Origin of the sequence: Microbacterium maritypicum, assembly GCF_041529975.1 — a bacterium.
Lineage (GTDB): Bacteria > Actinomycetota > Actinomycetes > Actinomycetales > Microbacteriaceae > Microbacterium.
In genome coordinates, this window is the sequence record NZ_CP168030.1 from 3,024,306 (window position 1) to 3,045,314 (window position 21,009).

Genomic DNA, 21,009 nt, shown 5'->3' on the forward strand with positions numbered 1-21,009 from the left:
ATTCCAGGGTAGTCGTCGGCGCCCCGCGCTCCCTGCGTCCGTCGGGGAGGCGTCAGCCCGCCGGGGCCGTGACGAAGTCGATGAGCTCCTCCACACGGCCGAGCAGCGCGGGTTCCAGGTCCCGGTAGGTGGTCACCTTCGAGAGGATGTGCTGCCACGCGCGGGCGATGTCGGCCTGTGTCTCATGGGGCCACCCGAAGGCCCGGCAGATCCCGACCTTCCACTCGATCCCGCGCGGGACCTCCGGCCACTTCGCGATGCCCAGGGCTCGTGGGGTGACGCACTGCCAGACGTCGATGAAGGGGTGCCCGACGATGCGGAGGTGCCGGCCGTGCGGGCCGCGCGCGATGGCCTGCGCGATCCTGGTCTCCTTGGAACCGGGCACGAGGTGGTCGACGAGCACGCCGTATCGGCGGGTGGCGCTGGGCGGCTCGGCGCTCAGCAGATCGTCGAGCAGATCGACGCCCTGCAGGAACTCGACGACCACGCCCTCGACGCGCAGATCGGCGCCCCAGACCTTCTCCACCAGCTCGGCATCGTGCCTGCCCTCGACGAGGATGCGACTGGGCAGCGCGACGCGTGCGCGCTGATCCGCGACGACGAACGATCCGGATGCGGTGCGCCGCGGACCCTGTTCCTTCGCCGCCGGCACGACGAGCCGCACCGGTGCGCCGTCGATGAGGAACCCGCCACCGAGGGGGAACAGGCGTCGACGGCCGACGCGATCCTCCAGCTCGACGTTGCCGGCCTGCACGCGGGTGACCGCGCCGCAGAAGCCGTCATCGGCGACCTCCACGACCAGATCCGCCTCCGCCGCGACCTGCGGCACCTTCTTCGCGCCGCGGTCGCGCCAGCCTGTCGCCAGCACATCCGAACCGTACATGTCGTCCATGCCTTCCAGGGTATGTGCCTCCGCTGAGGGCGAACGGCGAACCCGCCGCTGGTGCTGTCGCGTGTCGGGCTCTGTGCATAGACTCATGGCATGGGGCTCGGCTGCCGGTCGGAGGGAACACGATGACGAAACGGTGGCTCACGCTGGCCGCACTCGCGCTGGCCGCCGTGGCAGGAGCGTTCACCGCGTCCGCGGCATCCGCCACCGATCCGCTCACCCTCGATTCCGGCTACGTCACCGACCAGGCCGACGTGCTCAGCGCCGATGAAGAAGCCACTGTCGAGGCCCGGCTCGAGGAGCTGACCGCCAACTCGAACGCCGATCTGTTCGTCGTGCTGGTGGACGACTTCACCAACCCGAGCGACAACGTGCAGTGGGCCGACACCGTCGCCGACAGCAACAACCTCGGCAGCGAGCAGTATCTCCTCGCGATCGCGGTGGACGGCCGCAGCTACTACATCTCGGCGGCGCCCGACGGGCCGGTGAGCTTCGACCAGCTCGACGCCATCGAAGACAAGATGGTCCCGCTCGCCGCCGACGGCGACTGGGTCGGGGCGATCACTCTCGCCGCCGATGAGATCCAGGGAGACGGAGGTGCCGGAGCGCTCCGCGTCACCCTCATCGTCGTCGCGATCATCGTCGCCGCTCTGCTCATCTGGCTCATCGTCGCGCTCGTCCGACGCGCGCGGCGCAAGGCCGAGATCCGCCGACGCGGCGCGATGCCGGAGACACCCGACCCCGCTGATCCGTTCTCCACCCTCACCGACGAGCAGGTCGAAACGCAGGCCGGGCTCGCACTCGTGCAGGCCGATGACGCCATCACCTCGAGCAAGGAAGAGCTCGGCTTCGCGGTCGCGCAGTTCGGCGAGGGCGCCACCGAGGAGTTCACCCGCGTCGTCGACGCGGCGAAGGCCAAGATCGCTGAGGCCTTCGACCTCAAGCAGAAGCTCGACGACGAGATCGAGGACACGATCCACGACCGTCGGGCCTGGCACATCCGCATCATCCGGATCGCCGAAGAGATCGACGATGTGCTCGACGACAACACCGAGGCCTTCGATGCCCTTCGCAAACTCGAGCAGAATGCGCCGCAGGAACTCGAGAGGGTCCGCGGCGAACGCGCGGCTCTGACCCCGATCCTCGCCGCCGCCGCACCGGCTCTGTCCGCACTGTCGGCGACGTATGACCCGGCAGCCCTGAGCACGGTCGCGGACAACCCCGCGCAGGCACAGGAGCGCGCCGACCTGGCCGACCGCTCGATCGAGGCGGCCGCCCAGGCGATCGCGGCCGGCCGATCCGGCGAAGCCGCCTTCGCGATCCGCACCGCCGAGCAGTCGGTCGCACAGGCCGCCCAGCTCGCCCAAGCGGTCTCGACCTTGGGCGCCGAGCTGGCCGCCATCGAGACACAGTCGCAGGCGCTGGTCACGGAACTACAGGCCGACCTCGCCGCGGCACAGCAGCTGCCCGATACGACCGGTGCGATCGCGGCGGCCTCCTCCGCGACCGCGCAGCAGCTCCAACTGGCGCAGGCCGACCTCGCCAGCACGAAGCGCAATCCGCAGCGGGTACTCGAGGCGCTGAGCACCGCGAACGCCCAGATCGATGCGGCAATCGCCCAGGGCAGAGAAGGCGTCGAGCGCTCGCGCCGCGTGCAGCAGATGCTCGAGCAGACCCTCGCGCAGGCGAATTCCGAGATCCGTGCGGCGCGCGAGTTCATCGAGACCCGCCGCGGCACGGTCGGCTCGACTGCACGAACCCGGCTCGCCAACGCCGAGGCCAGTCTCACCCAGGCGTTGAACCTGCGCGCCACCGACCCCGAGGCGTCTCTGGCCGAGGCCAACCGCGCACTCGCCCTCGCCGGCCAGGCCACTTCCGCCGCGCAATCCGACGTCCAGGCGTACAACCCGCCCGGGTACGACAGCGGCTGGGGCAGCCCGTTCGGCGGATCCACCTCCTCGTCCGGCGGTTCCGGAATCGGCGGGGACATCCTCGGCGGCATCATCGGCGGACTCCTCGCCGGCGGTGGCGGCGGGTCGTCCCGTCGAAGCAACAGCAGCGGCTGGCGCTCCTCCGGGGGCGGCGGCTTCCGCAGCTCCGGTTTCGGCGGCGGGGGATCCCGCGGCGGTGGAGGCCGCAGCGGTCGATCCGGAGGTAGACGCTTCTGATCCGCCACACAGACATTTACGCCAAGCTCTCGAAGACGCCCTCTGAAAGGAACCACGCATGACCAAGCAGTCCATCTTCGGACGTATCTCGACCCTCGTCCGCGCGAACATCAACTCCCTCCTGGACTCCGCGGAAGACCCGCAGAAGATGATCGACCAGCTCGTTCGCGACTACACGAACAGCATCGCCGACGCCGAGTCCGCGATCGCCGAGACCATCGGCAACCTGCGACTCCTCGAGCGTGACCACGAGGAAGATGTCCAGGCCGCGACCGAGTGGGGCAACAAGGCCCTCGCCGCCAGCCGCAAGGCCGACGAGATGCGCAAGAGCGGCGACGCCACCGACGCCGACAAGTTCGACAACCTCGCCAAGATCGCGCTGCAGCGCCAGATCAGCGCCGAGCGCGAGGCGACCGGCGCCGAGCCGCAGATCGCGGCACAGACCGAGATCGTCGACAAGCTCAAGAGCGGCCTCAACGGCATGAAGGACAAGCTCGTCGAGCTCAAGAACAAGCGCAGCGAGCTTCTCGCGCGCGCCAAGGTCGCCGAGGCGCAGACCAAGGTGCAGGACGCAGTGGGCTCGATCAACGTGCTCGACCCCACCAGCGAGCTGGGCCGGTTCGAGGACAAGGTCCGTCGCCAGGAGGCCATCGCTCAGGGCAAGATCGAGCTCGCGGCGTCCAGCCTCGACGCGCAGTTCGAGAGCCTGGAAGACCTCGGCGAGCTGACCGAGGTCGAGGCGCGTCTCGCCGAGCTCAAGGCCGGCGGCAGCGCTCCCCGTCAGGCCATCGAAGGCAACTGACACCACCAGCGGGTGTCCCGGGCCGTGCGCCCGGGACATCCGCGCTCTTCTTCTCGGAGGCACCCATGGTGCGATTCCTCGTCATCCCGCAGTGGCAGGGTTCCCCCGCACCGCGCGCGATGCTCCTCGTCGACGGTGCCGCAGCCATCGCCGGAGACCTTCCCCGTGCAGCCACGACCGTGCTGGAGGTGCCGGTCGAGGCGGGTGAATCCCTCGGCACCGGGGTGCGCCGCCTGAGCGCGCTGCTGCGCACACGCGAGCTCACCCACGGGCACATCGACTCGGATACGGTCGTGATCGGCGGCGACTGCAGCATCACCGTCGCCGCGATCGATGCACTCCCCGGCGGCACCGACGATCTCGCCGTCGTGTGGTGCGACGCCCACGCCGACCTCCATACGCCCGATACCTCTCCCTCCGGAGCCTTCTCCGGAATGGCGTTGCGCGCCCTGCTCGGCGAGGGCGAGGAGCAGCTCGTCCTCTCCCCCGCGATCCGCGCCGACCGGGTGGTAACCGTGGGCGTGCGCAATCTCGACGACGCCGAGGTCGCCCCCCTCGAGGGTCTGACGAACCTCTCGGTCGACGACCTCGAACAACCCGATGCGCTGCTCGACGCGGTCAGAGCGACCGGGGCATCACGGGTCTGGGTCCACATCGACGTGGATGTGCTCGACCCCTCCGACTTCGCCGGTGTCTCCTCCTCCGTGCCGTTCGGGCTCTCCCCCGCAGCGCTGAGCACTGCCATCCGCGCGCTGCGCACCGAGATCCCACTGGCCGGCGCGACGATCGCCGGATTCGCCCCGCGAACGCCGGCCGATGCGGTCGACGACCTCGGAGCACTGCTCCGGTTGGTCGGAGCCGTGGCGTGAACCCGGCTGCGGACTGGCGTCCTGCCGCCGACGAGGCGCTGGCCCGCGGGCGTCGCCTCGACCGTCGGATCCCCGCGTTCCTGCTGCGTTCGCCGATCAGTCGCCTCGGCTACGCCTGGGGCACGGCTGTCGGGTGGCTCTGGGGTTCGCTGTGGAGCACCGGCCCCGTCGAGAGGCGGGCCGGGCTGTGGATCTTCCGGGGCATGCCGAGCTGGACCTTCAACCGTGGGGGCGTGTGCGTCGGCGGGTGCTTCCTCACCGGTGACGCCCGCCCGAGCGATGCCGTCCTGCGTCACGAGGCCGTGCACAAGGAGCAGTGGCTCCGCTACGGCTTCCTGATGCCGGTGCTGTATCTGTTCGCCGGCCGGGATCCTCTGCGCAACCGCTTCGAGATCGAGGCGGGGCTGGAAGACGGCAACTACGTGCGCCGGTCGCGCTGACGCCGCGCTCGCGTGGTCAGCGGTCGGCGGGCAGCAGGCCGAAGCGCTCGGGGGTGCGGATGAGTGCGGGCGAGACCTGCAGCGCGCTCGTCAGGTGTTCGACGATGTCGGCGGTGCCCAGGTAGCCACCGAGCAGCGTGACGCGCGTCTCGATCTCGTCGTCGCACATCATCTCGTCGGCCCACGCGCAGGTCGCGCGTGCCAGGGCCTGACCGGGGGCGCAGGCGCGGCCACTGCCGGGAGCACCGGAACGCTGCTCGCGCGCGAGCCACGTGACGGTCATCCGTCCCGGAGCCTCGATCACGCCGATATCGGCTACCGTGGGCACCTCGATGAAGATGCGGCCGGAGGCGCACAGCGGCAGCGTCGTCAGGAAGACCTCGAGCTCGGTGAGGGACTGTTCGTCCGCCGTCACCAGGTGGTGCGCGCGCTGACGTGCCGCGCGGCGTGCTGCGCGCGTGCTGCGAGTCTCGAGCGAGGTGTTCATGATGCTCTCATGGTACACCAAGTGAAGGCTTGCCTTACCTTGCTTCCTCGGGCCGGGCGCGGTCCCGATGCGCGCTACTCGGTCGGCTCGACGAGGGCGGCGGTCAGCGCGGAGAGCTCCGCCTCGGTCATCCCGTTGGCCCGCAGGTAACCCGCGGCGGAACCCCAGCGCTCATCGACCTGCTCCAGCAGACTCCGCATCACCGAAGCGGGCGACTGCGTCGCGAGGGCCACCGCATGCACCGCCTCGGGGTGCTCGGCGCGGAGGTACGCGGCGATGCGCCGCGAACGCTCAGCCGGCAGCTGCGACTCCGTGAGTGCGTAGTCGGCGATCACGGCCTCACGATCGGCGCCGACGGCGGAGAGGGCGAGGGCCACCGTGACCCCCGTGCGGTCCTTGCCGACTGTGCAGTGCACCAGGGTGGGCGCCCCTGCTGCGATGATGCGGATGGCCTCGACCAGGCGCTCCCCACTCTCCTCCAGCAGATGCAGGTAGAGATCGTCGAGGCTCGTGTCGGCTTCGAAGAACGACCGGACCGAGCCCAGGAACAGCGGGAGGTGCGTGGTGTCCGGTCCCTCGATCTCGGTGGGCTCCGCCGCCACCTCCTCGCCGTCGCGGAGGTCGACGATGTGCTGCACCGTCGCACGGAGCACGGCCGCTCCGTTCGTCGTGGCGCCCGAAAGCTGACCCGACCGCAGCAGCACGCCCGCCCGGATGCGGCCGCCCGACGTCGGGATGCCGCCGACATCGCGGACGTTGGTGACCCCGTCAACGTCGAGGATCATCACGCCTGCGCCTGCGGAGTCCGGGCGGGAACCGGATAGCGTCCGGCGATCACGACGCGGTTGAACGCGTTGATGGAGACGCACGCCCAGCTGAGCGCCGCGTACTCCTTCTCTGTGAAGACGCTGCCGACCAGGTCGTACACCTCGTCGGAGACTCCGTCCTCGGAGATGAAAGTGAACGCCTCGGCGAGCTCGAGGGCGGCGCGCTCGCGCTCGCTGAACACGCCGCTCTCGCGCCAGGTAGGGATCTGGGTGAGCGTGTCGGTGTCGATGCCGGCGGCGACGGCGCGGTCGACGTGGATGCGGGCGCAGTATGCGCACCCGTTGAGCTGCGAGCAGTGGATCATGACGATCTCTTTGAGGCGATCGTCGATGCCGTTCGCCGCGCAGATCTGCCCGACGGTCTTCGAGAACGCATCGAGCGCCTGATACGCGGTCGGCTCGGTCTTGGACAGGTGCACACGCGTCTCACTCATGACTCCATGATATTCGGCGCTCGCCCTCGCGGTCGTGGCTCGCGTCGACGACGAAGAATGCACAACGCCACACCAAAGGGCGCTATGCGCGACATAAAGCCAAGCGATTCCGGGTTCTCGCTTGTCGCATTGCTCCAGCATTTCTCCTGCATCATCGCGGAGGAGCAGAATATCCACGTGGCGATCGACATCAGCGAGTTCAGCTATCTTCCCGCACAGGCCGAAGCGCTCGGCGTTCCGCTCCCGGAAGTGGAGCGCCTCACCCTCCCCCTCGCCGATGGACGCTCGGTGAGCGCTCTGCGGTTCGGTGGGGCGGAGCCGCAGGTCACACTGCTGCACGGCGCGGGCCTGAACGCGCACACGTGGGACACCACCACCCTCGCGCTCCAGCGTCCGCTGCTCGCCATCGACCTGGCCGGCCACGGCGACTCCTCCTGGCGGGACGACGTCGACTACACGCCGCGCACCCTCGCACGCGATGTCGCAGAGTCCCTCGACGCCTGGACCTCACAGCCGCAGGTCGTCGTCGGACAGTCGCTCGGCGGACTCACCGGCGCCGCCCTCGCCGCTTCCCGACCCGATCTGGTCTCCGAGCTCGTGATCGTCGACATCACCCCCGGCATCGACGTCACCGCCGGACCGGCCGCGCTGCGCGAGTTCTACGCCGGCCCCACGGACTTCGCCTCCCGGGACGAACTCGTCGACAAGGCGATGTCGCTCGGCTTCGGCGGCAGCCGTCCCGAGACCGAGCGCGGCGTCTTCCTCAACACCCGCGTGCGACCCGATGGACGGGTGGAGTGGAAGCACCACTTCGCACACCTCGCCGCACACGCGCTCGCCGCGCACGATCCGGGTTCGGCCACCGCACCGTCGGTCCTGCACGAGACCGGGTGGGACGACCTGTCCGGGGTGAGCGCCCCGATCACCCTGGTGCGCGCCGCCCGCGGGTTCGTCAGCGAGGCCGATGCCGCAGACTTCCAGCGGCGTGTCCCCGCAGCCCGCGTCGTGAGTCTGGACGCGACGCACAACGTGCAGGAAACCGCACCGGTCGAGCTGGCCGCCCTCATCGCCGCCGCATCCACCGTTCGCGGAATATGACCTTCCGTTCCACACCCGACCCGCACCCTGCCACGCAACTCTAGGCTCGACACAACGGCACACAGCAACTGCCGCACCGAGAGGAAACGCCCATGTTCCGACGCACCCGACGCCTCGCGCTGATCTCCGCGCTCGCGGCCACCGCCGTCATACTCAGCGCCTGCGCCGGCTCCCCTGCGCCCAGCCCTTCCGAGAGCGCCGGCGAGCCCGACCCCGACGCCACCCTGCACGTCGGACTGGTCCTCGAACCGACCAACCTCGACATCCGGCACACCAGCGGCGCAGCTCTCGAGCAGATCCTCATCGACAACATCTACGAGGGCCTCGTCACCCGCACGCAGGACAACGAGATCGAAGGGCGACTCGCCACGGACTACGAGGTCTCCGACGACGGGTTGACCTACACCTTCACCCTCGGCGAGGGCATCCTCTTCCACGACGGCACCCCGCTCACCTCCGCCGACGTCGTCTCCTCGTACGAGACCGTCCGCACGGACGCCACCGTGCAGGGGAACGCCGACTTCGCAGCGGTCTCGTCGATCACGGCGCCGGATGCCACCACGGTGCAGATCGTGCTCACCGAGCCGAACCAGAACTTCCTGTTCGCCCTGACGGGTCCGGCGGGGCTGGTCTTCAAGACCGGTGACACCACCGACCTGAAGTCGGCCGAGAACGGCACCGGACCGTTCACGCTGACTCGCTGGAACAAGGGCAGCACCATCACCTTCGCCCGCAACGACGAGTACTGGGGAGACCCGGCCGGTGTCGCGCAGGTCGAATTCCAGTACATCCCGGACTTCACGGCGGGCGTCAACGCCGCACTCGCCGGCGACGTCGAGGTGCTCACCGCCGTCGATCCCAACCTCGCGCCGCAGCTCGAGGACTCCGGAGAGTTCGCGCTGACGAAGGGCCGCACCACCGACAAGGCCACACTGGCGTTCAACAACAAGAAGGCGCCGCTCGACGACGTCCGCGTGCGCGAGGCACTCCGCCTGGCCATCGACCACGATGCCCTCATCGAGGCGGTCGGCGCGGGCACGACGCTGTTCGGCCCGATCCCCGAGCTCGACCCCGGCTACGAAGACCTGTCGGACGTGATCTCGTACGACCCGGAGAAGGCCAAGGAGCTGCTCGCCGAAGCCGGCCAGGAAGACCTGGAGCTCACCCTCACGATCCCCGCGTTCTACGGGACGACGGTGCCCAAAGTGCTGATCTCCGACTTCAAGAAGGTCGGCGTCGCCCTCGACGTCAACTCGGTCGAGTTCCCGACCTGGCTCGAAGACGTGTACACGAACAAGGACTACGACCTCAGCTTCGTGCTGCACGTCGAGCCGCGCGACTTCGGCAACTTCGCCAACCCCGACTACTACTTCGGTTACGACAACGCCGAGGTGCAGGACCTGTACTCCAAGGCTCTGGCCGAGGTGGACCCCGACAAGTCCGCCGAGCTGCTGGCGCAGGCCGCGCGCATCGTGTCGGAGGACCACGCTGCCGACTGGCTGTACAACGGCGAGACCATCACGGCCGTGGCACCGATCGTCGCCGGATTCCCCGAGGACTCGATCAACTCCCGGATCAACCTCGCCGGCGTGACCGTCTCCGCAGAGAAGTAGCAAGCGGTCACCCCTCCGTGATCCGCTACGCGCTCGTCCGAGGAGCCCTGCTCATCGCAGGGCTCCTCGTGTCGAGCGTGCTCATCTTCCTCACCCTCCGGGTCTTCCCGGGAGATGTCGCTCAGCTGATCGCCGGCACGCAGGCCTCCCCCGCCGAGGTCGACGCGCTCCGGGAGTCGCTCGGGCTGAACCAGCCGCTGCTCGCGCAGTACACCGACTGGATCGGAGGCATCTTCCGGGGCGACCTCGGCACCTCGCTGCTCTCTGGCGCCTCGGTGGGCGAGGAACTGCTGCTCAAGGCCCAGGTCACCGTGCCCCTCGGCATCATGTCGCTGCTCATCGCCGTGCTCATCGCGGTGCCGTTCGGGATCCTCGCCGCCCTCCTGCGCGGCCGCCGCACCGGCACCGCCCTCAGCGTCGGCGCCCAGACGCTGGCCGCCGTGCCCGTCGTGTGGGCCGGCATGATGCTCATCGTCGTGTTCTCGGTCTGGCTCGGCTGGCTCCCGCCGCAGGGGTTCCCCCGCACCGGCTGGTCGACGCCCGGGCGTGCGATCGAGTCGCTGCTCCTCCCCGCGCTGACGATCGGCGTGGTGGAGGGGGCCATGCTCATGCGCTTCGTGCGCAGCGCGACCCTGCAGGCCGCGGGACAGGACTTCGTCCGCACGGCCGCGGCGAAGGGACTCACCCGCACCCGCGCGCTCATCCAGCACGGTATCCCTGCGGTGGGACTGTCGATCATCACGGTGCTCGGACTCCAGGTCGCCGGGATCATCGTCGGATCCGTCATCATCGAGCAGCTTTTCACCCTCCCCGGGATCGGACGGATGCTGGTCGCCGACGTCGGCACCCGCGACCTCATCAAGGTGCAGAGCGAGCTCCTCGTGCTCACCGGCTTCGTGCTGGTCGTGGGCTTCGTCGTCGACCTGCTGCACCGCGCCATCGATCCTCGACAGCGGGAGGCCGCATGACGCCGCGCTGGCTCGGCCGACTCTGGGGCACCCCGACGGGGCGCTTCGGGATCATCGTCGTCGTCGTGATCGCCCTGACCGCGATCGTGGCGCTGTTCTGGACCCCGTTCGACCCGCAGGCGTCGGACATCGGCGACCGCTGGTTGCCGCCGACTTGGCCGCACCTGCTCGGCACCGACGACACCGGCCGCGACATCCTGAGCCTGCTGATGGCGGGCGCGCGCACGACCGTCTTCGTCAGCGTCGGCGCGGGAATCGTGGCCACGCTCGTCGGCATCGCCCTGGCAGCCCTCGGCGCCCTCACCGCACGGTGGGTGCGTGAGGCCGTCGCGGTTCTCGTCGACATCCTGATCGCCTTCCCCGTGCTGCTGATCGCCATGATGATCTCGTCCGTCTGGGGCGGGTCGCTCTGGGTCGTGATCTGGGCCGTGGGGATCGGCTTCGGCGTGAACATCGCCCGTGTCACCCGGCCCGAGCTGCGCCGGGTGCAGCAGAGCGACTTCGTGCTCGCCGCCCGCGCCGCAGGTCTCACGCCCACACAGAGCCTCGTGCGACACCTGCTGCCGAACGTCGCCCCGGTCTTCATCGTGCAGCTCTCCTGGTCCATGGCCGTCGCCGTGCTCGCCGAGGCCGGTCTGTCGTACCTCGGATTCGGCGCGTCGGTGGTCGAGCCGAGCTGGGGGCTCCTGCTCGCCGATCTCCAGCGCTACATCGGCGTGCATCCGCTGTCGGTGATCTGGCCGGGGCTCGCGATCACGATCACGGTGCTCGCGCTCAACCTCCTCGGCGACGGACTGCGCGAGGCGACGGATCCGACCCTGCGGCATCGCGCCGCCGAGGTCCACACGCCGGGAGTGGTCGCATGAGCCTGTCTGTGGGCAATCTGGTGATCGAGATCGACGGGCGTCGCGTCGTCGACGGGATCTCGTTCGAGGTACCCGACGGTGCGCGACTCGGACTGATCGGCGAGTCGGGATCGGGCAAGTCTCTCACCGCGCTCGCGGTCCTCGGGCTGCTCCCCGACGGCGCGACGGCCAGCGGCAGCATCCGCTGGAACGGCATCGAGCTGATCGGGATGCCGGATCGCGAACTGGCGAAGCTCCGCGGGGACGACATCGGCATCGTGTTCCAGGAGCCCCGGACGGCGCTCAACCCCATCCGGACGGTGGGTCGGCAGATCGCGGAGTCCATCCGCATCCACGAGGGACTCGGTCGTCGGGAAGCCCGGGAGCGCGCGATCGCGGAAGCGGCACGCGTACGGCTCCCCGATCCCGAGACGATCGTGGACCGCTATCCGCACCAGCTCTCGGGCGGGCAGCGGCAGCGCGTCGCGATCGCCATGGCACTCGCGTGCCGCCCGCGGCTACTCATCGCCGACGAGCCGACCACGGCGCTCGACGTCACGATCCAGGCCGAGATCCTCTCCCTGCTGCTCGCGCTCGTCGCCGACGAGGGGATGTCGCTCGTGTTCATCACCCACGACCTCGCCGTGCTCGCGCAGGTCGCGACCGAGGGCGTGGTGCTCGAGCACGGACGCGTCGTCGAGGCCGCCGCCGTCTCGACGCTGCTGTCGACTCCGGCCTCGCCGATCACCCAGGGTCTGCTGCGGGACGCCACCGCGACTCTCTGGCGGCCGGACGGCGGTGCGGCATGAGCCTGATCGAGGCACGGGGACTCCGCCGGGACTTCATCGTCCCGAAGCGGACCGCATTCGAGCGCACGCGCACGCAGACGGCGCTGGCGGCGACCGACCTCGATGTCGTCGAGGGTTCATCCGTGGGGATCATCGGCGAGTCGGGGTCGGGAAAGTCCACGCTGGTCCGACTGATACTCGGTCTCGACCGCCCCACGTCCGGGACCGTGTCGATCGACGGACGCCCCGTAGACGCCACGGGATCCGCGAAGTCGCTGCACTGGCTGCGGCGCGAGACCGGACTCGTCTTCCAGGATCCGTACGCGTCGCTGGACCCGCGCATGACGGCCGGACAGATCGTGCGAGAGCCGCTGTGGGCGCTCGGCATCGAGGGAGACCACCGGGCGCGAGTACGCGAAGTGCTGGCGCAGGTCGGGCTCGAGCCCGAGATGGGCGACCGTTATCCACACGAGTTCTCGGGCGGCCAGCGACAGCGGATCGCGCTCGCGCGGGCGATCGTGCATCGCCCCCGAATCCTCGTCGGCGACGAGCCGCTCTCCGCCCTCGACGTGACGGTGCGCGCACAGATCCTCGAGCTGCTGATCGAGCTCCGCCGCACGACCGATCTCACCCTGCTGCTGGTGTCGCACGACATCGGCGTGGTGCAGAACCTGTGCGACGCGGTCGTCGTGATGAAGGACAGCCACATCGTCGAGCGAGGTTCGACGCAGGATGTGCTGCTGCACCCCACGGAGGACTACACGAAGACGCTGCTCGCGGCGATCCCGGTGATCCCGGCCGCTCCCCCTCGCCCCTCCGGCGACTGAGCTGCCGCGAAACTCGGGTCCGTCGTCAGCGCGCGCCGAAGAGCCTCCGACGACGTCCGGTGGGCTTGAGCACACGCCGCATGTACACCGTGCCGAGGTCGCGGCCGAACTTGTATCCGACCCGGCCCATGCGGCCGGCTTCGACGAACCCCAGCTTCTCGTGCAGCCGGATCGATGCCTCCGCCCCGCTGTCGCTGATCACCGCGACCATCTCGCGCAGACCGATCTGCTCGCAGGCATCGATGAGCGCCTGCAGCAGGGCCGCGCCGAGTCCCTTCCCGCCCGCGCCCGGACCGAGGTAGATCGAGTCCTCGACGGTGTACTTGTAGGCGTTCTTGCCGGCCCAGGGCTGCGCGAGCGCGTATCCCATCACCACGCCGGCCGGCGAGACCGCCACGAGGAACGGCAGCTCCAGGCGGGTGAGCAGCGCGTACTTGTCGCGCCAGTACGGGATGCTGCTGCGCCGCTCGTCGAGCGTCACCGCCGAGTTGCTCACGAAATGGTTGTAGATCTCGCGGACGTGAGGCAGGTCCGCCGGACGCACCACACGGATCGTGTACGAGAAGACCTCGGGCGCGACCTCGGGGCGGAGGTGGCGCGGGAGGACACGGCGGCGATCCCCCGGTTCGAACTGCATGCGCTCAGCCTATTGGGAGCACGTTCCGCGGCGGTAGATCCGGACTTCTGGGTGCCGCACGCGCGATCACGCTAATGATCTGTGAACCGCCACGGCGACTCGGGGTCGATGACTTGCACCTCATCTGCATCGGTTCGGAAGAGATACGAATCAGCCTCTTTCTCTTGCGGCAGGGGGCACAGTTCCACGACGAACTCCGCCAGAAGCGCAGATACCCGCTCGCTCACTTCGCTTCGATCGCCCCAGAAGACCAGGACATCAGTCGGATGCGGTGGATCGAGCACGACGAACTCCGGGTTGAACGTCACCTCGATCAAGACGTCTTGCGGCCGCGACTCGGTCACGAACTTCAGGTAGAACGGCCCCCAGTCCGCAGTGCGAGAAAAACCGATGGCACCACCAGCGAGGATGCGCGTCACTGCATCTGCGGTCGAACCCGTTACCCCGCTCATTGCAGCCACACGTGGAAGTTCCAGCGAACTCCGTTCCGCCCAAAATTCACCTTGATCCTTCCAGTCTGACTGACGCCTGGTCCGCGCACCCAACGCCCGCTCGGACCAGTGCGCATGCGAGTTGCGTGACTTGATAGACGCTCGCTCGCTTTCGCGCCCTGCGACCAGGCACGCCCTGCCCAACTAGCAGCGCGGGGGGACGCGACCATCTCTCGGGCCGCGCCAGCTACACCGCGCGTATACCGAGAAGCGCGAACAACGATCTGGGTTGTTTGCACCACGTCTTTCACCACTTTAGCCGCGCGCACCGCGAACGTCGCCGCTCTAGCAACCAGCAACGCGCCGGCCAGCGGTGCCCCAACGCCTGTCACCAGAAGCGCCGCCGACAACACCGTCAGCCCGATCTCGAGTGTTAGGCCCCAGTCCCATGCCTTACCAGAAAGATCACTCATCCCGATGGGATCTGTCGGCCAGACGTAGTCGTTGTCGACGCCGCCCTCGACGGGGTCGACCTGAAGGAATCGACCGAGGGCCGGCACATAGAGCCTCGCCCCCATCTCGATCATCAGGACAGTTGATTCCGCTTCAACCGGCTTCCGCGCGCCCTGATGCCATCCGCTCGCGCCATCGTTCTGCCCGGCGGCATTGGCGGCGATAGTGCCGATCGCGAACGTGGTCATATCCAACGGCTGACCGAACGGTTCGTAAAGCTGCAGTGCCCCGTGGCCAGCCCCGTCACCGGTCACCAGCGTGTGCCCGAGAAGACTCGGATACTGCCACGACGCTGACACACCGTTCGTCCCTGACGCGCTCAGCGCGACCGACACTCCCCCCGGAAGGGAGCGCCTAAATCAAACGGTCGTGCTCCGCAGGCTCGCCCCCCACCCGCCAGTCGATCGCGTCGGCACTCTGCTCCACGAGGAGGTGGTTCACGCGCGAGAACGGGCGGGAGCCGAAGAAGCCCCGGCTGGCGGACAGCGGAGACGGATGCGCCGAGGCGATGATCGGCGTCGAACCCAGCATCGGCTGCAGGTTCGCGGCGTCCTTCCCCCACAGCACCGCAACGAGCGGCTGATCACGGGCGACGAGCGTCCGGATCGCGAGCTCGGTGACCTTCTCCCACCCCCAGCCGCGGTGCGAGGCGGCGGCACCGGGCCGCACGGTGAGCACGCGGTTGAGCAGGAGCACGCCTTGATCGCTCCACGCAGTGAGATCGCCGTGTGGCGCCGGCGGGATCCCGATGTCGCTCTCCCGCTCCTTGTAGATGTTGGTGAGGCTGCGCGGCAGCGGGCGCACATCGCGATCGACCGCGAAAGACAGACCGATCGGGTGGCCGGGCGTCGGATAGGGGTCCTGTCCGGTGATCAGTACCCGCACATCCGCCAACGGACGCTGGAAGGCCCGAAGGACGTTCTCACCGGACGGCAGGTACCCGTGCCCCGCCTCCTGCTCGGCGCGGAGTCGCTCGCCGAGCTCGGTGATGGTGTCCTGAACCGGGGCGAGCGCCTCCGCCCACCCCGCGTCGATCCGCCCGTCCGCGGCGAGCTCGGCGAGAGACCGCGCCATCGTCAGTCGATGGAGCGCACGCGCAGGGGTCCGCGCGCGAGCAGGTGCTGCGCCGACTGCGCGACCGGGCGCATCGTGATCAGGTCGAGGTTGACGTGTCCCGGCGACTCCAGCGCATAGGCGATCACGTCGGCGACGTCTTCGGCGAGAAGAGGCGCTTCGACCCCCGAGTAGACGGCCTCGGCGGCGACGGCGTCTCCACCGAGGCGGTTCAGCGTGAACTCCTCCGTGTGGACCATGCCGGGCGCGACCTCGACGACGCGGATCGGCTCGCCGTTGAGCTCCTGACGAAGGACCTTCACCAGCATGCCCTCGGCAGCCTTCGCGGCGTTGTACCCGGCGCCGCCCGCATACGCCGACTGCGCGGCGGTCGAGGTCACGAAGAGCGTGTCGGCGTGGCCGTCTGCCGCAGCAGCCCGGCGCAGCAGCGGGAGCAGTCCGGCGACGAGGCGCTGCGACGCGAGCACGTTGGCGTCGAACATCCACTGCCAGTCCTCGACCGAGGCATCCTCGATGCGGTCGGTCCCCCGGGCACCGCCGGCCACCTGCACGAGCGCGTGCACCGGTCCCGACGCTTCGAGCTCCGAGACCAGCGCATCGACGGCTGCCGGGTCGGTCAGGTCGCACGCGATGGCCGAAGCACCGGTCTCCGCGGCGAGCGCAGACAGACGGTCCTCACGTCGGGCGACGCCGACGACATCCCATCCTCGTGCCCGGAGTGCGCGCACCGTCGCCGCGCCGATTCCCGAACTCGCACCTGTCACCACTGCACGTCTGTTCACCATGCCTCCACCGTACGATGTTCCGCCGAGATTGCGGAGTCCCGCACGGGGCTGTCGCAGAACCCTCTCTCCCCCGTGATTCCGGGCCTCCGCCGTGTTACGTCACATTTCCCGGTTGTTGTTGACACGGGCCGATGTTCCGTACTCTCGCTGCAACGGCATCCGCCATCCGACCTTCCGACCACTCCTGGGGGAAATCATGTCCGCACCCGAGTCCTGGCGCTTCGAGACCAAGCAGATCCACTCCGGCGCCGCCCCCGACCCGGTCACGAAGGCCCGCGCCACGCCGATCTACCAGACCACGTCGTACGTGTTCGACAGCGCGGACCATGCGGCCAACCTCTTCGCCCTCGCGGAGTTCGGCAACATCTACACCCGCATCCAGAACCCGACGCAGGACGTGCTCGAGCAGCGTCTCGCCGCGCTCGAAGGCGGCACCGGCGCACTCGTGCTCGCCAGCGGCCAGGCAGCCTCGACCTTCGCGATCCTCAACATCGCTCAGGCCGGCGACCACTTCGTCGCCTCGAGCTCGATCTACGGCGGCACCTACAACCTCTTCAAGTACACCCTCGCCAAGCTCGGCATCGAGGTCACCTTCGTCGAGAACCAGGATGATGCCGAGGAGTGGCGCCGCGCCGTCCGCCCGAACACGAAACTGTTCTTCGCGGAGACCATCGGCAACCCGCAGATCAACATCCTCGACATCCGCGCCGTCGCCGACATCGCACACGAGTCCGGCGTCCCGCTGATCGTCGACAACACGATCGCCACCCCGTACCTGATCCGTCCGTTCGAGTTCGGCGCCGACATCGTCGTGCACTCGGTCACGAAGTTCCTCGGCGGACACGGCACCACCATCGGCGGCGCCATCGTCGACGGCGGAACGTTCGAGTGGTCGAAGAACGTCGACAAGTTCCCGGGCCTCACGGTACCGGACCCCTCGTACCACGGTGCCAGCTACACCGCCGCGGTCGGCGACCCGCTCGCCTACATCATCAAGGCCCGCGTGCAGCTGCTGCGCGACCTCGGCTCGGCCATCGCGCCGCAGAGCGCGTGGAACCTCATCCAGGGCATCGAGACCCTGTCGCTGCGCATCGAGCGTCACGTGCAGAACGCGCAGGAGATCGCAGAGTGGCTCGACAGCCGTGACGACGTCGCGACCGTCAACTACTCGGGCCTTCCCTCCTCGCCCTGGTACGCCAAGGCGAACGAGTACGCTCCCAAGGGCGTCGGCGCCGTGCTGTCGTTCGAGCTCAAGGGCGGCGTCGAGGCCGGACGCGAGTTCGTGAACAGCCTGTCGCTGTTCAGCCACCTCGCCAACATCGGTGACGTCCGCTCGCTCGTCATCCACCCGGCGTCGACCACGCACGCGCAGCTCACCCCCGAGCAGCAGCTCACCGCGGGCGTCACGCCTGGCCTCGTCCGCCTCTCCGTGGGTATCGAGAACATCGAGGACCTGAAGGCCGACCTCGACCAGGCTCTCGCCGCGGCACGCGCCGTGTCGGAGGCTGCTCGCGCCTGACGTTCCACACGCACCACCACGAGGATGCCTCGGACCACGCGGTCCGGGGCATCCTCGCGTTCGCGGGGTCCGGGCACCACCCGGCCGACCCACAGGCGGGGCCGTCGAGAATGGGATCCCCGCTGTGAGGAGAGCATGATCGACGTCGAACACCGACCACCGCTCGCCCGACGCACCACGACGCGCCACGCCCGCCGTCTCGCGATCGCCGGCATCGCCGTGCTGATCCTGCTCGTGTGCGGATGGGTTCCTGGCGTGATCGGCACCGCCGTCGCCGCCGTCCTCCCCTGGCTCGGACTCGTCCTCCTCGCACTCGTGGTCATCGCGCTCTTCCTCGCGCGGCGCGTGATCGTCCTCCTCCTGGTGCCCACGCTCCTCTGGTTCCTCGCGATGGCCGCGGCGTTCCCCGGACTCCCCGGATCGGGCAGTGCGCAGAGCGAACTCACGATCGCCAGCCAGAACGTGCGCGCGCACTCCGGCAGCGCTGCCGCCTCCGCCGCAGAACTCGCGCAGAGCGAGGCGGATGTGATCGCCCTCACCGAACTCGACGGCGACAGCCTCTCCGCCGCGAGCGAGGTGCTCGCCGACGCCTACCCGCACTCCTACACGGTCGGCACGGTGGCGCTGTGGAGTCGATACCCCCTGGCGAGTGCCGAACCGCTCACTCTCGGGCTCAGCTGGAAGCGCGCGCTCCGCGTCGAGGTACAGAGTCCCGCGGGCCCGGTCGCCGTCTACGTGCTGCACGCCGCATCCGTGCGCCCCGGACAGCAGCAGGACCGCGACACGATGCTGCACGGCATCGCCGAGCAGGTCGCCTCCGACGCGGCCACGGCACTCGTTGTCGTCGGTGACTTCAACGCACCGTCGACGGACCCGAGCCTGGCTGCGCTGCGAGCGGAAGCGGACTGGGCACGGCCGACCGACGGCACCCTCGGGTTCACCTGGCCCGCCGCCTTCCCGCTCGTCCGGATCGACCAGGTGTTCGTCCGCGGACTCGATGTCGTCGCCTCGAGCACTCAACGCGCCGGGAACAGCGACCACCTCGCCACGATGACCCGCGTGCGCTGAGTCGCACGCCCCTTCGTCCGAGCCGTCGCGCGCACAGCGACACGACACCGGGTCGTAACCTGCCACCGGTGGGTCCTGGACCACGCGACAATGGAAGCATGGACTGGCAGACGACCTCCGAGGACACGGTGCCGTCGGCGCCCGTGACGGAGGCCGACGTCCGGCTGCTCCGTGCCCGCCCACCGGCGACGGGCGCGTGGCGCGACGGCGACCCGGTCGGCGGTAGGCGTTTCGCGGCGTTCGGCGCCTTCTCGACCGAGAGCGGCCGGGAGCTGCCGGGTATCCGCATCGCCTACGAGTCGTGGGGCGAACTGAATGCCGCTCGCGACAACGCGATCCTCGTGCTGCATGCGCTCACGGGCGACAGTCATGTGCGGGGTCCTGCCGGCTCCGGCCATCCGACCGTGGGGTGGTGGGAGGACATCACCGGCCCCGGTGCGCCGCTCGACACCGACCGCTGGTTCGTGATCGCTCCGAACATGCTGGGCGGCTGCCAGGGGTCGACCGGCGCGGCGAGCGTCGCCCCCGACGGCTACGAATGGGCATCACGCTTCCCCTACCTGACGATCCGCGACCAGGTGGCGGCGCAGGTGCGGCTCGCCGACGCGCTGGGCATCGACAGCTGGGCCGCGGTCATCGGCGGATCCATGGGCGGCATGCATGCCCTGGAGTGGGCGGTGACGCATCCCCAGCGCGTGCAGCGGCTGGCCGTGCTCTCCTCTCCCCCGGTGACGACGGCCGACCAGATCGCGCTGAACACCGTGCAGCTCGAGACCATCCGGATGGACCCGCGGTTCCAGGGCGGCGAGTACTACGACCTCGGAGACGGCGACGGCCCGCACCGCGGACTCGCGCTGGCACGCCGGATGGCTCTGCTGAACTACCGCAGCCCGATCGAGTTGAACCAACGCTTCCAGCGGTCGTGGCAGTCGGATGTCTCACCTCTCGGTCACGGCGGGCGCTTCGCCGTGGAGTCGTACCTCGATTTCCACGGCAACAAGTTCACCCGTCGCTTCGACGCGAACAGCTACATCACGCTCGTCGAGGCCATGAACTCGCACGATGTCGGCCGCGGGCGCGGCGGTGTCGAAGAGGCGCTGCACGCGGTCACAGCCACGACGCTCGTCCTCGGTATCGACAGCGACCGCCTGTTCCCCGTCGACGGACAGCAGCGCATCGCCCGCAGCATCCGGAACGTGATCGAAGGGGAGGCCGTGGTGGTCTCCAGCGACTTCGGGCACGACGGCTTCCTCATCGAGACCGAGGTCGTCGGCGCGAACCTGCGGCGGCTGCTCGAGAGCTGATCCGCGTCGCTCAGCCCGGAACGAACCGCCACGGCAGTTCGCCCGCCTCGAGACGCCCCTGCTCCCACGCGAACGCCTGCCCAGCGCCCGCACCGAGAACACGTGTCTGGAACAGCTGCACGGCACCGCCGGAAGACAACGCGGATGCCGCGTCGGTGAACGCCGACAGCTGATGCAGCGTGATCCAGGTCGGCGGGTACAGCATCCACTCCCCTGCACCGTGCCGCGCGAGAGCCTCGGCGGGACGGACCCAGGCGATCGCGGCCACCTCGTCTTCGGCGGGTGACGGATCGGCGGCCGGCGCCGCGGCGAGGAAGAACCAGGTGCGGATGCGCGTGGGTGCCTCGACCGGCGGATGCCATTCGGAGAACGCCACCAGCTCCTCGACGACGACCCCGACCTCTTCGAAGGTCTCCCGGATCGCGGCACGACGTGCGTCCTCGACCTCCTCGTCACCGTCTCGGAGGTCGGCCGGCTCGACCTTGCCACCGGGAAAGACCCACGCACCCGCGAATGATCCACGATCGGGACGCCGCATCAGCAGCACTTCGAAGCCGGGGTCGGCTGCGCGCAGCAGCACGACCGTGCCGGCGACGGGGAGTGAGGAATCGGGCGCGATCACC

The 21,009-nt window shown here is 69.2% G+C and carries 23 protein-coding genes; 13 read left to right on the forward strand and 10 right to left on the reverse strand.

The window, feature by feature from the left end; genetic code table 11:
• Window positions 1–52: 52 nt before the first annotated feature.
• The gene (locus ACCO44_RS14690) at window positions 53–892 is read right to left on the reverse strand and encodes a DUF3097 domain-containing protein (protein ID WP_372467110.1); all 840 of its coding nucleotides are present in this window, start codon (window positions 890–892) and stop codon (window positions 53–55) included.
• Window positions 893–1,014: 122 nt separating this feature from the next.
• Between ACCO44_RS14690 and ACCO44_RS14695 the strand changes: the two genes are divergently transcribed.
• The 4 genes from ACCO44_RS14695 to ACCO44_RS14710 all read left to right on the forward strand — a co-directional run bounded on the left by ACCO44_RS14695 (window position 1,015) and on the right by ACCO44_RS14710 (window position 5,168).
• Window positions 1,015–3,057 (forward strand): TPM domain-containing protein, encoded by a 2,043-nt coding sequence (locus ACCO44_RS14695; RefSeq protein ID WP_372467111.1) that lies wholly within the window; start codon window positions 1,015–1,017, stop codon window positions 3,055–3,057.
• A gap of 58 nt (window positions 3,058–3,115) precedes the next feature.
• A complete protein-coding gene (locus ACCO44_RS14700; protein ID WP_029261911.1) occupies window positions 3,116–3,859 on the forward strand; it encodes a PspA/IM30 family protein in 744 nt (247 codons plus the stop codon).
• Window positions 3,860–3,924: 65 nt separating this feature from the next.
• On the forward strand, window positions 3,925–4,728 hold the full coding sequence (locus ACCO44_RS14705; RefSeq protein WP_372467113.1) for an arginase family protein: 804 nt from the start codon (window positions 3,925–3,927) through the stop codon (window positions 4,726–4,728).
• Window positions 4,725–5,168: a hypothetical protein gene (locus tag ACCO44_RS14710; RefSeq protein WP_029261913.1), complete on the forward strand. Its 444-nt coding sequence runs from the start codon at window positions 4,725–4,727 to the stop codon at window positions 5,166–5,168. The genes ACCO44_RS14705 and ACCO44_RS14710 overlap by 4 nt, the downstream gene beginning before the upstream one ends.
• A 16-nt stretch (window positions 5,169–5,184) precedes the next feature.
• Here ACCO44_RS14710 and ACCO44_RS14715 read toward each other — a convergent pair whose 3' ends face one another.
• The 3 genes from ACCO44_RS14715 to ACCO44_RS14725 form a co-directional block, all read right to left on the reverse strand.
• A complete protein-coding gene (locus tag ACCO44_RS14715; protein WP_262000743.1) occupies window positions 5,185–5,655 on the reverse strand; it encodes an SIP domain-containing protein in 471 nt (156 codons plus the stop codon).
• A 74-nt stretch (window positions 5,656–5,729) separates the two neighbouring features.
• Window positions 5,730–6,440, reverse strand: a complete 711-nt coding sequence (locus ACCO44_RS14720) for a tyrosine-protein phosphatase (RefSeq protein ID WP_029261915.1) — start codon at window positions 6,438–6,440, stop codon at window positions 5,730–5,732.
• Window positions 6,440–6,916, reverse strand: coding sequence for a carboxymuconolactone decarboxylase family protein (locus tag ACCO44_RS14725; protein WP_029261916.1), 477 nt, complete (start codon window positions 6,914–6,916; stop codon window positions 6,440–6,442). The genes ACCO44_RS14720 and ACCO44_RS14725 overlap by 1 nt, the downstream gene beginning before the upstream one ends.
• Before the next feature lie 171 nt (window positions 6,917–7,087).
• Between ACCO44_RS14725 and ACCO44_RS14730 the strand changes: the two genes are divergently transcribed.
• From ACCO44_RS14730 to ACCO44_RS14755, 6 genes are all read left to right on the forward strand, one after another.
• The gene (locus tag ACCO44_RS14730; protein ID WP_372469411.1) at window positions 7,088–8,014 is read left to right on the forward strand and encodes an alpha/beta fold hydrolase; all 927 of its coding nucleotides are present in this window, start codon (window positions 7,088–7,090) and stop codon (window positions 8,012–8,014) included.
• A gap of 92 nt (window positions 8,015–8,106) precedes the next feature.
• Complete coding sequence (locus ACCO44_RS14735; protein ID WP_372467114.1) at window positions 8,107–9,627, forward strand: ABC transporter substrate-binding protein; 1,521 nt, start codon at window positions 8,107–8,109, stop codon at window positions 9,625–9,627.
• Between the two features lie 17 nt (window positions 9,628–9,644).
• The gene (locus tag ACCO44_RS14740; RefSeq protein ID WP_029261919.1) at window positions 9,645–10,595 is read left to right on the forward strand and encodes an ABC transporter permease; all 951 of its coding nucleotides are present in this window, start codon (window positions 9,645–9,647) and stop codon (window positions 10,593–10,595) included.
• Window positions 10,592–11,461, forward strand: a complete 870-nt coding sequence (locus ACCO44_RS14745; protein ID WP_105709698.1) for an ABC transporter permease — start codon at window positions 10,592–10,594, stop codon at window positions 11,459–11,461. The genes ACCO44_RS14740 and ACCO44_RS14745 overlap by 4 nt, the downstream gene beginning before the upstream one ends.
• Complete coding sequence (locus ACCO44_RS14750; RefSeq protein ID WP_105709697.1) at window positions 11,458–12,249, forward strand: ABC transporter ATP-binding protein; 792 nt, start codon at window positions 11,458–11,460, stop codon at window positions 12,247–12,249. The genes ACCO44_RS14745 and ACCO44_RS14750 overlap by 4 nt, the downstream gene beginning before the upstream one ends.
• Window positions 12,246–13,055: an ABC transporter ATP-binding protein gene (locus ACCO44_RS14755; protein ID WP_372467116.1), complete on the forward strand. Its 810-nt coding sequence runs from the start codon at window positions 12,246–12,248 to the stop codon at window positions 13,053–13,055. Before ACCO44_RS14750 ends, ACCO44_RS14755 begins: the two co-directional genes overlap by 4 nt.
• Window positions 13,056–13,080: 25 nt before the next feature.
• Here the strand turns inward: ACCO44_RS14755 and ACCO44_RS14760 are convergent, their stop codons facing one another.
• The 5 genes from ACCO44_RS14760 to ACCO44_RS14780 form a co-directional block, all read right to left on the reverse strand.
• Complete coding sequence (locus tag ACCO44_RS14760) at window positions 13,081–13,692, reverse strand: GNAT family N-acetyltransferase (RefSeq protein WP_262000737.1); 612 nt, start codon at window positions 13,690–13,692, stop codon at window positions 13,081–13,083.
• Between the two features lie 71 nt (window positions 13,693–13,763).
• Entirely contained in the window at window positions 13,764–14,153 is a 390-nt protein-coding gene (locus ACCO44_RS14765; RefSeq protein WP_372467118.1) for a hypothetical protein, read from the reverse strand.
• Entirely contained in the window at window positions 14,141–14,824 is a 684-nt protein-coding gene (locus ACCO44_RS14770) for a hypothetical protein (RefSeq protein ID WP_372467119.1), read from the reverse strand. The genes ACCO44_RS14765 and ACCO44_RS14770 overlap by 13 nt, the downstream gene beginning before the upstream one ends.
• Window positions 14,825–14,990: 166 nt before the next feature.
• Window positions 14,991–15,710, reverse strand: coding sequence for a uracil-DNA glycosylase (locus tag ACCO44_RS14775; RefSeq protein WP_262000734.1), 720 nt, complete (start codon window positions 15,708–15,710; stop codon window positions 14,991–14,993).
• Window positions 15,711–15,712: 2 nt separating this feature from the next.
• Complete coding sequence (locus ACCO44_RS14780; protein ID WP_372467120.1) at window positions 15,713–16,495, reverse strand: SDR family oxidoreductase; 783 nt, start codon at window positions 16,493–16,495, stop codon at window positions 15,713–15,715.
• Window positions 16,496–16,691: 196 nt separating this feature from the next.
• Here ACCO44_RS14780 and ACCO44_RS14785 point away from each other — a divergent pair, with 196 nt between their 5' ends.
• The 3 genes from ACCO44_RS14785 (at window position 16,692) to ACCO44_RS14795 (ending at window position 20,386) form a co-directional block, all read left to right on the forward strand.
• Window positions 16,692–18,014 (forward strand): bifunctional o-acetylhomoserine/o-acetylserine sulfhydrylase, encoded by a 1,323-nt coding sequence (locus ACCO44_RS14785; RefSeq protein ID WP_372467122.1) that lies wholly within the window; start codon window positions 16,692–16,694, stop codon window positions 18,012–18,014.
• A 135-nt stretch (window positions 18,015–18,149) separates the two neighbouring features.
• Window positions 18,150–19,082 carry an endonuclease/exonuclease/phosphatase family protein gene (locus ACCO44_RS14790; protein ID WP_372467123.1) on the forward strand — a complete coding sequence of 311 codons (933 nt, stop codon included), beginning with the start codon at window positions 18,150–18,152 and terminating at the stop codon, window positions 19,080–19,082.
• A gap of 98 nt (window positions 19,083–19,180) precedes the next feature.
• Entirely contained in the window at window positions 19,181–20,386 is a 1,206-nt protein-coding gene (locus ACCO44_RS14795) for a homoserine O-acetyltransferase (protein WP_372467124.1), read from the forward strand.
• A gap of 10 nt (window positions 20,387–20,396) precedes the next feature.
• Here ACCO44_RS14795 and ACCO44_RS14800 read toward each other — a convergent pair whose 3' ends face one another.
• Entirely contained in the window at window positions 20,397–21,008 is a 612-nt protein-coding gene (locus ACCO44_RS14800) for an NUDIX domain-containing protein (protein ID WP_262000729.1), read from the reverse strand.
• Window position 21,009 lies beyond the last annotated feature (1 nt).

Excerpts from the sequence above, each read along its gene's own strand:
- ACCO44_RS14690 (WP_372467110.1), bottom strand. The coding sequence starts at position 892 with ATGGACGACATGTACGGTTCGGATGTGCTGGCGACAGGCTGGCGCGAC.
- ACCO44_RS14695 (WP_372467111.1), top strand. The coding sequence starts at position 1,015 with ATGACGAAACGGTGGCTCACGCTGGCCGCACTCGCGCTGGCCGCCGTG.
- ACCO44_RS14700 (WP_029261911.1), top strand. The coding sequence starts at position 3,116 with ATGACCAAGCAGTCCATCTTCGGACGTATCTCGACCCTCGTCCGCGCG.
- ACCO44_RS14705 (WP_372467113.1), top strand. The coding sequence starts at position 3,925 with ATGGTGCGATTCCTCGTCATCCCGCAGTGGCAGGGTTCCCCCGCACCG.
- ACCO44_RS14715 (WP_262000743.1), bottom strand. The coding sequence starts at position 5,655 with ATGAACACCTCGCTCGAGACTCGCAGCACGCGCGCAGCACGCCGCGCG.
- ACCO44_RS14720 (WP_029261915.1), bottom strand. The coding sequence starts at position 6,440 with ATGATCCTCGACGTTGACGGGGTCACCAACGTCCGCGATGTCGGCGGC.
- ACCO44_RS14725 (WP_029261916.1), bottom strand. The coding sequence starts at position 6,916 with ATGAGTGAGACGCGTGTGCACCTGTCCAAGACCGAGCCGACCGCGTAT.
- ACCO44_RS14735 (WP_372467114.1), top strand. The coding sequence starts at position 8,107 with ATGTTCCGACGCACCCGACGCCTCGCGCTGATCTCCGCGCTCGCGGCC.
- ACCO44_RS14745 (WP_105709698.1), top strand. The coding sequence starts at position 10,592 with ATGACGCCGCGCTGGCTCGGCCGACTCTGGGGCACCCCGACGGGGCGC.
- ACCO44_RS14750 (WP_105709697.1), top strand. The coding sequence starts at position 11,458 with ATGAGCCTGTCTGTGGGCAATCTGGTGATCGAGATCGACGGGCGTCGC.
- ACCO44_RS14755 (WP_372467116.1), top strand. The coding sequence starts at position 12,246 with ATGAGCCTGATCGAGGCACGGGGACTCCGCCGGGACTTCATCGTCCCG.
- ACCO44_RS14760 (WP_262000737.1), bottom strand. The coding sequence starts at position 13,692 with ATGCAGTTCGAACCGGGGGATCGCCGCCGTGTCCTCCCGCGCCACCTC.
- ACCO44_RS14770 (WP_372467119.1), bottom strand. The coding sequence starts at position 14,824 with ATGACCACGTTCGCGATCGGCACTATCGCCGCCAATGCCGCCGGGCAG.
- ACCO44_RS14775 (WP_262000734.1), bottom strand. The coding sequence starts at position 15,710 with ATGGCGCGGTCTCTCGCCGAGCTCGCCGCGGACGGGCGGATCGACGCG.
- ACCO44_RS14780 (WP_372467120.1), bottom strand. The coding sequence starts at position 16,495 with ATGGTGAACAGACGTGCAGTGGTGACAGGTGCGAGTTCGGGAATCGGC.
- ACCO44_RS14785 (WP_372467122.1), top strand. The coding sequence starts at position 16,692 with ATGTCCGCACCCGAGTCCTGGCGCTTCGAGACCAAGCAGATCCACTCC.
- ACCO44_RS14790 (WP_372467123.1), top strand. The coding sequence starts at position 18,150 with ATGATCGACGTCGAACACCGACCACCGCTCGCCCGACGCACCACGACG.
- ACCO44_RS14795 (WP_372467124.1), top strand. The coding sequence starts at position 19,181 with ATGGACTGGCAGACGACCTCCGAGGACACGGTGCCGTCGGCGCCCGTG.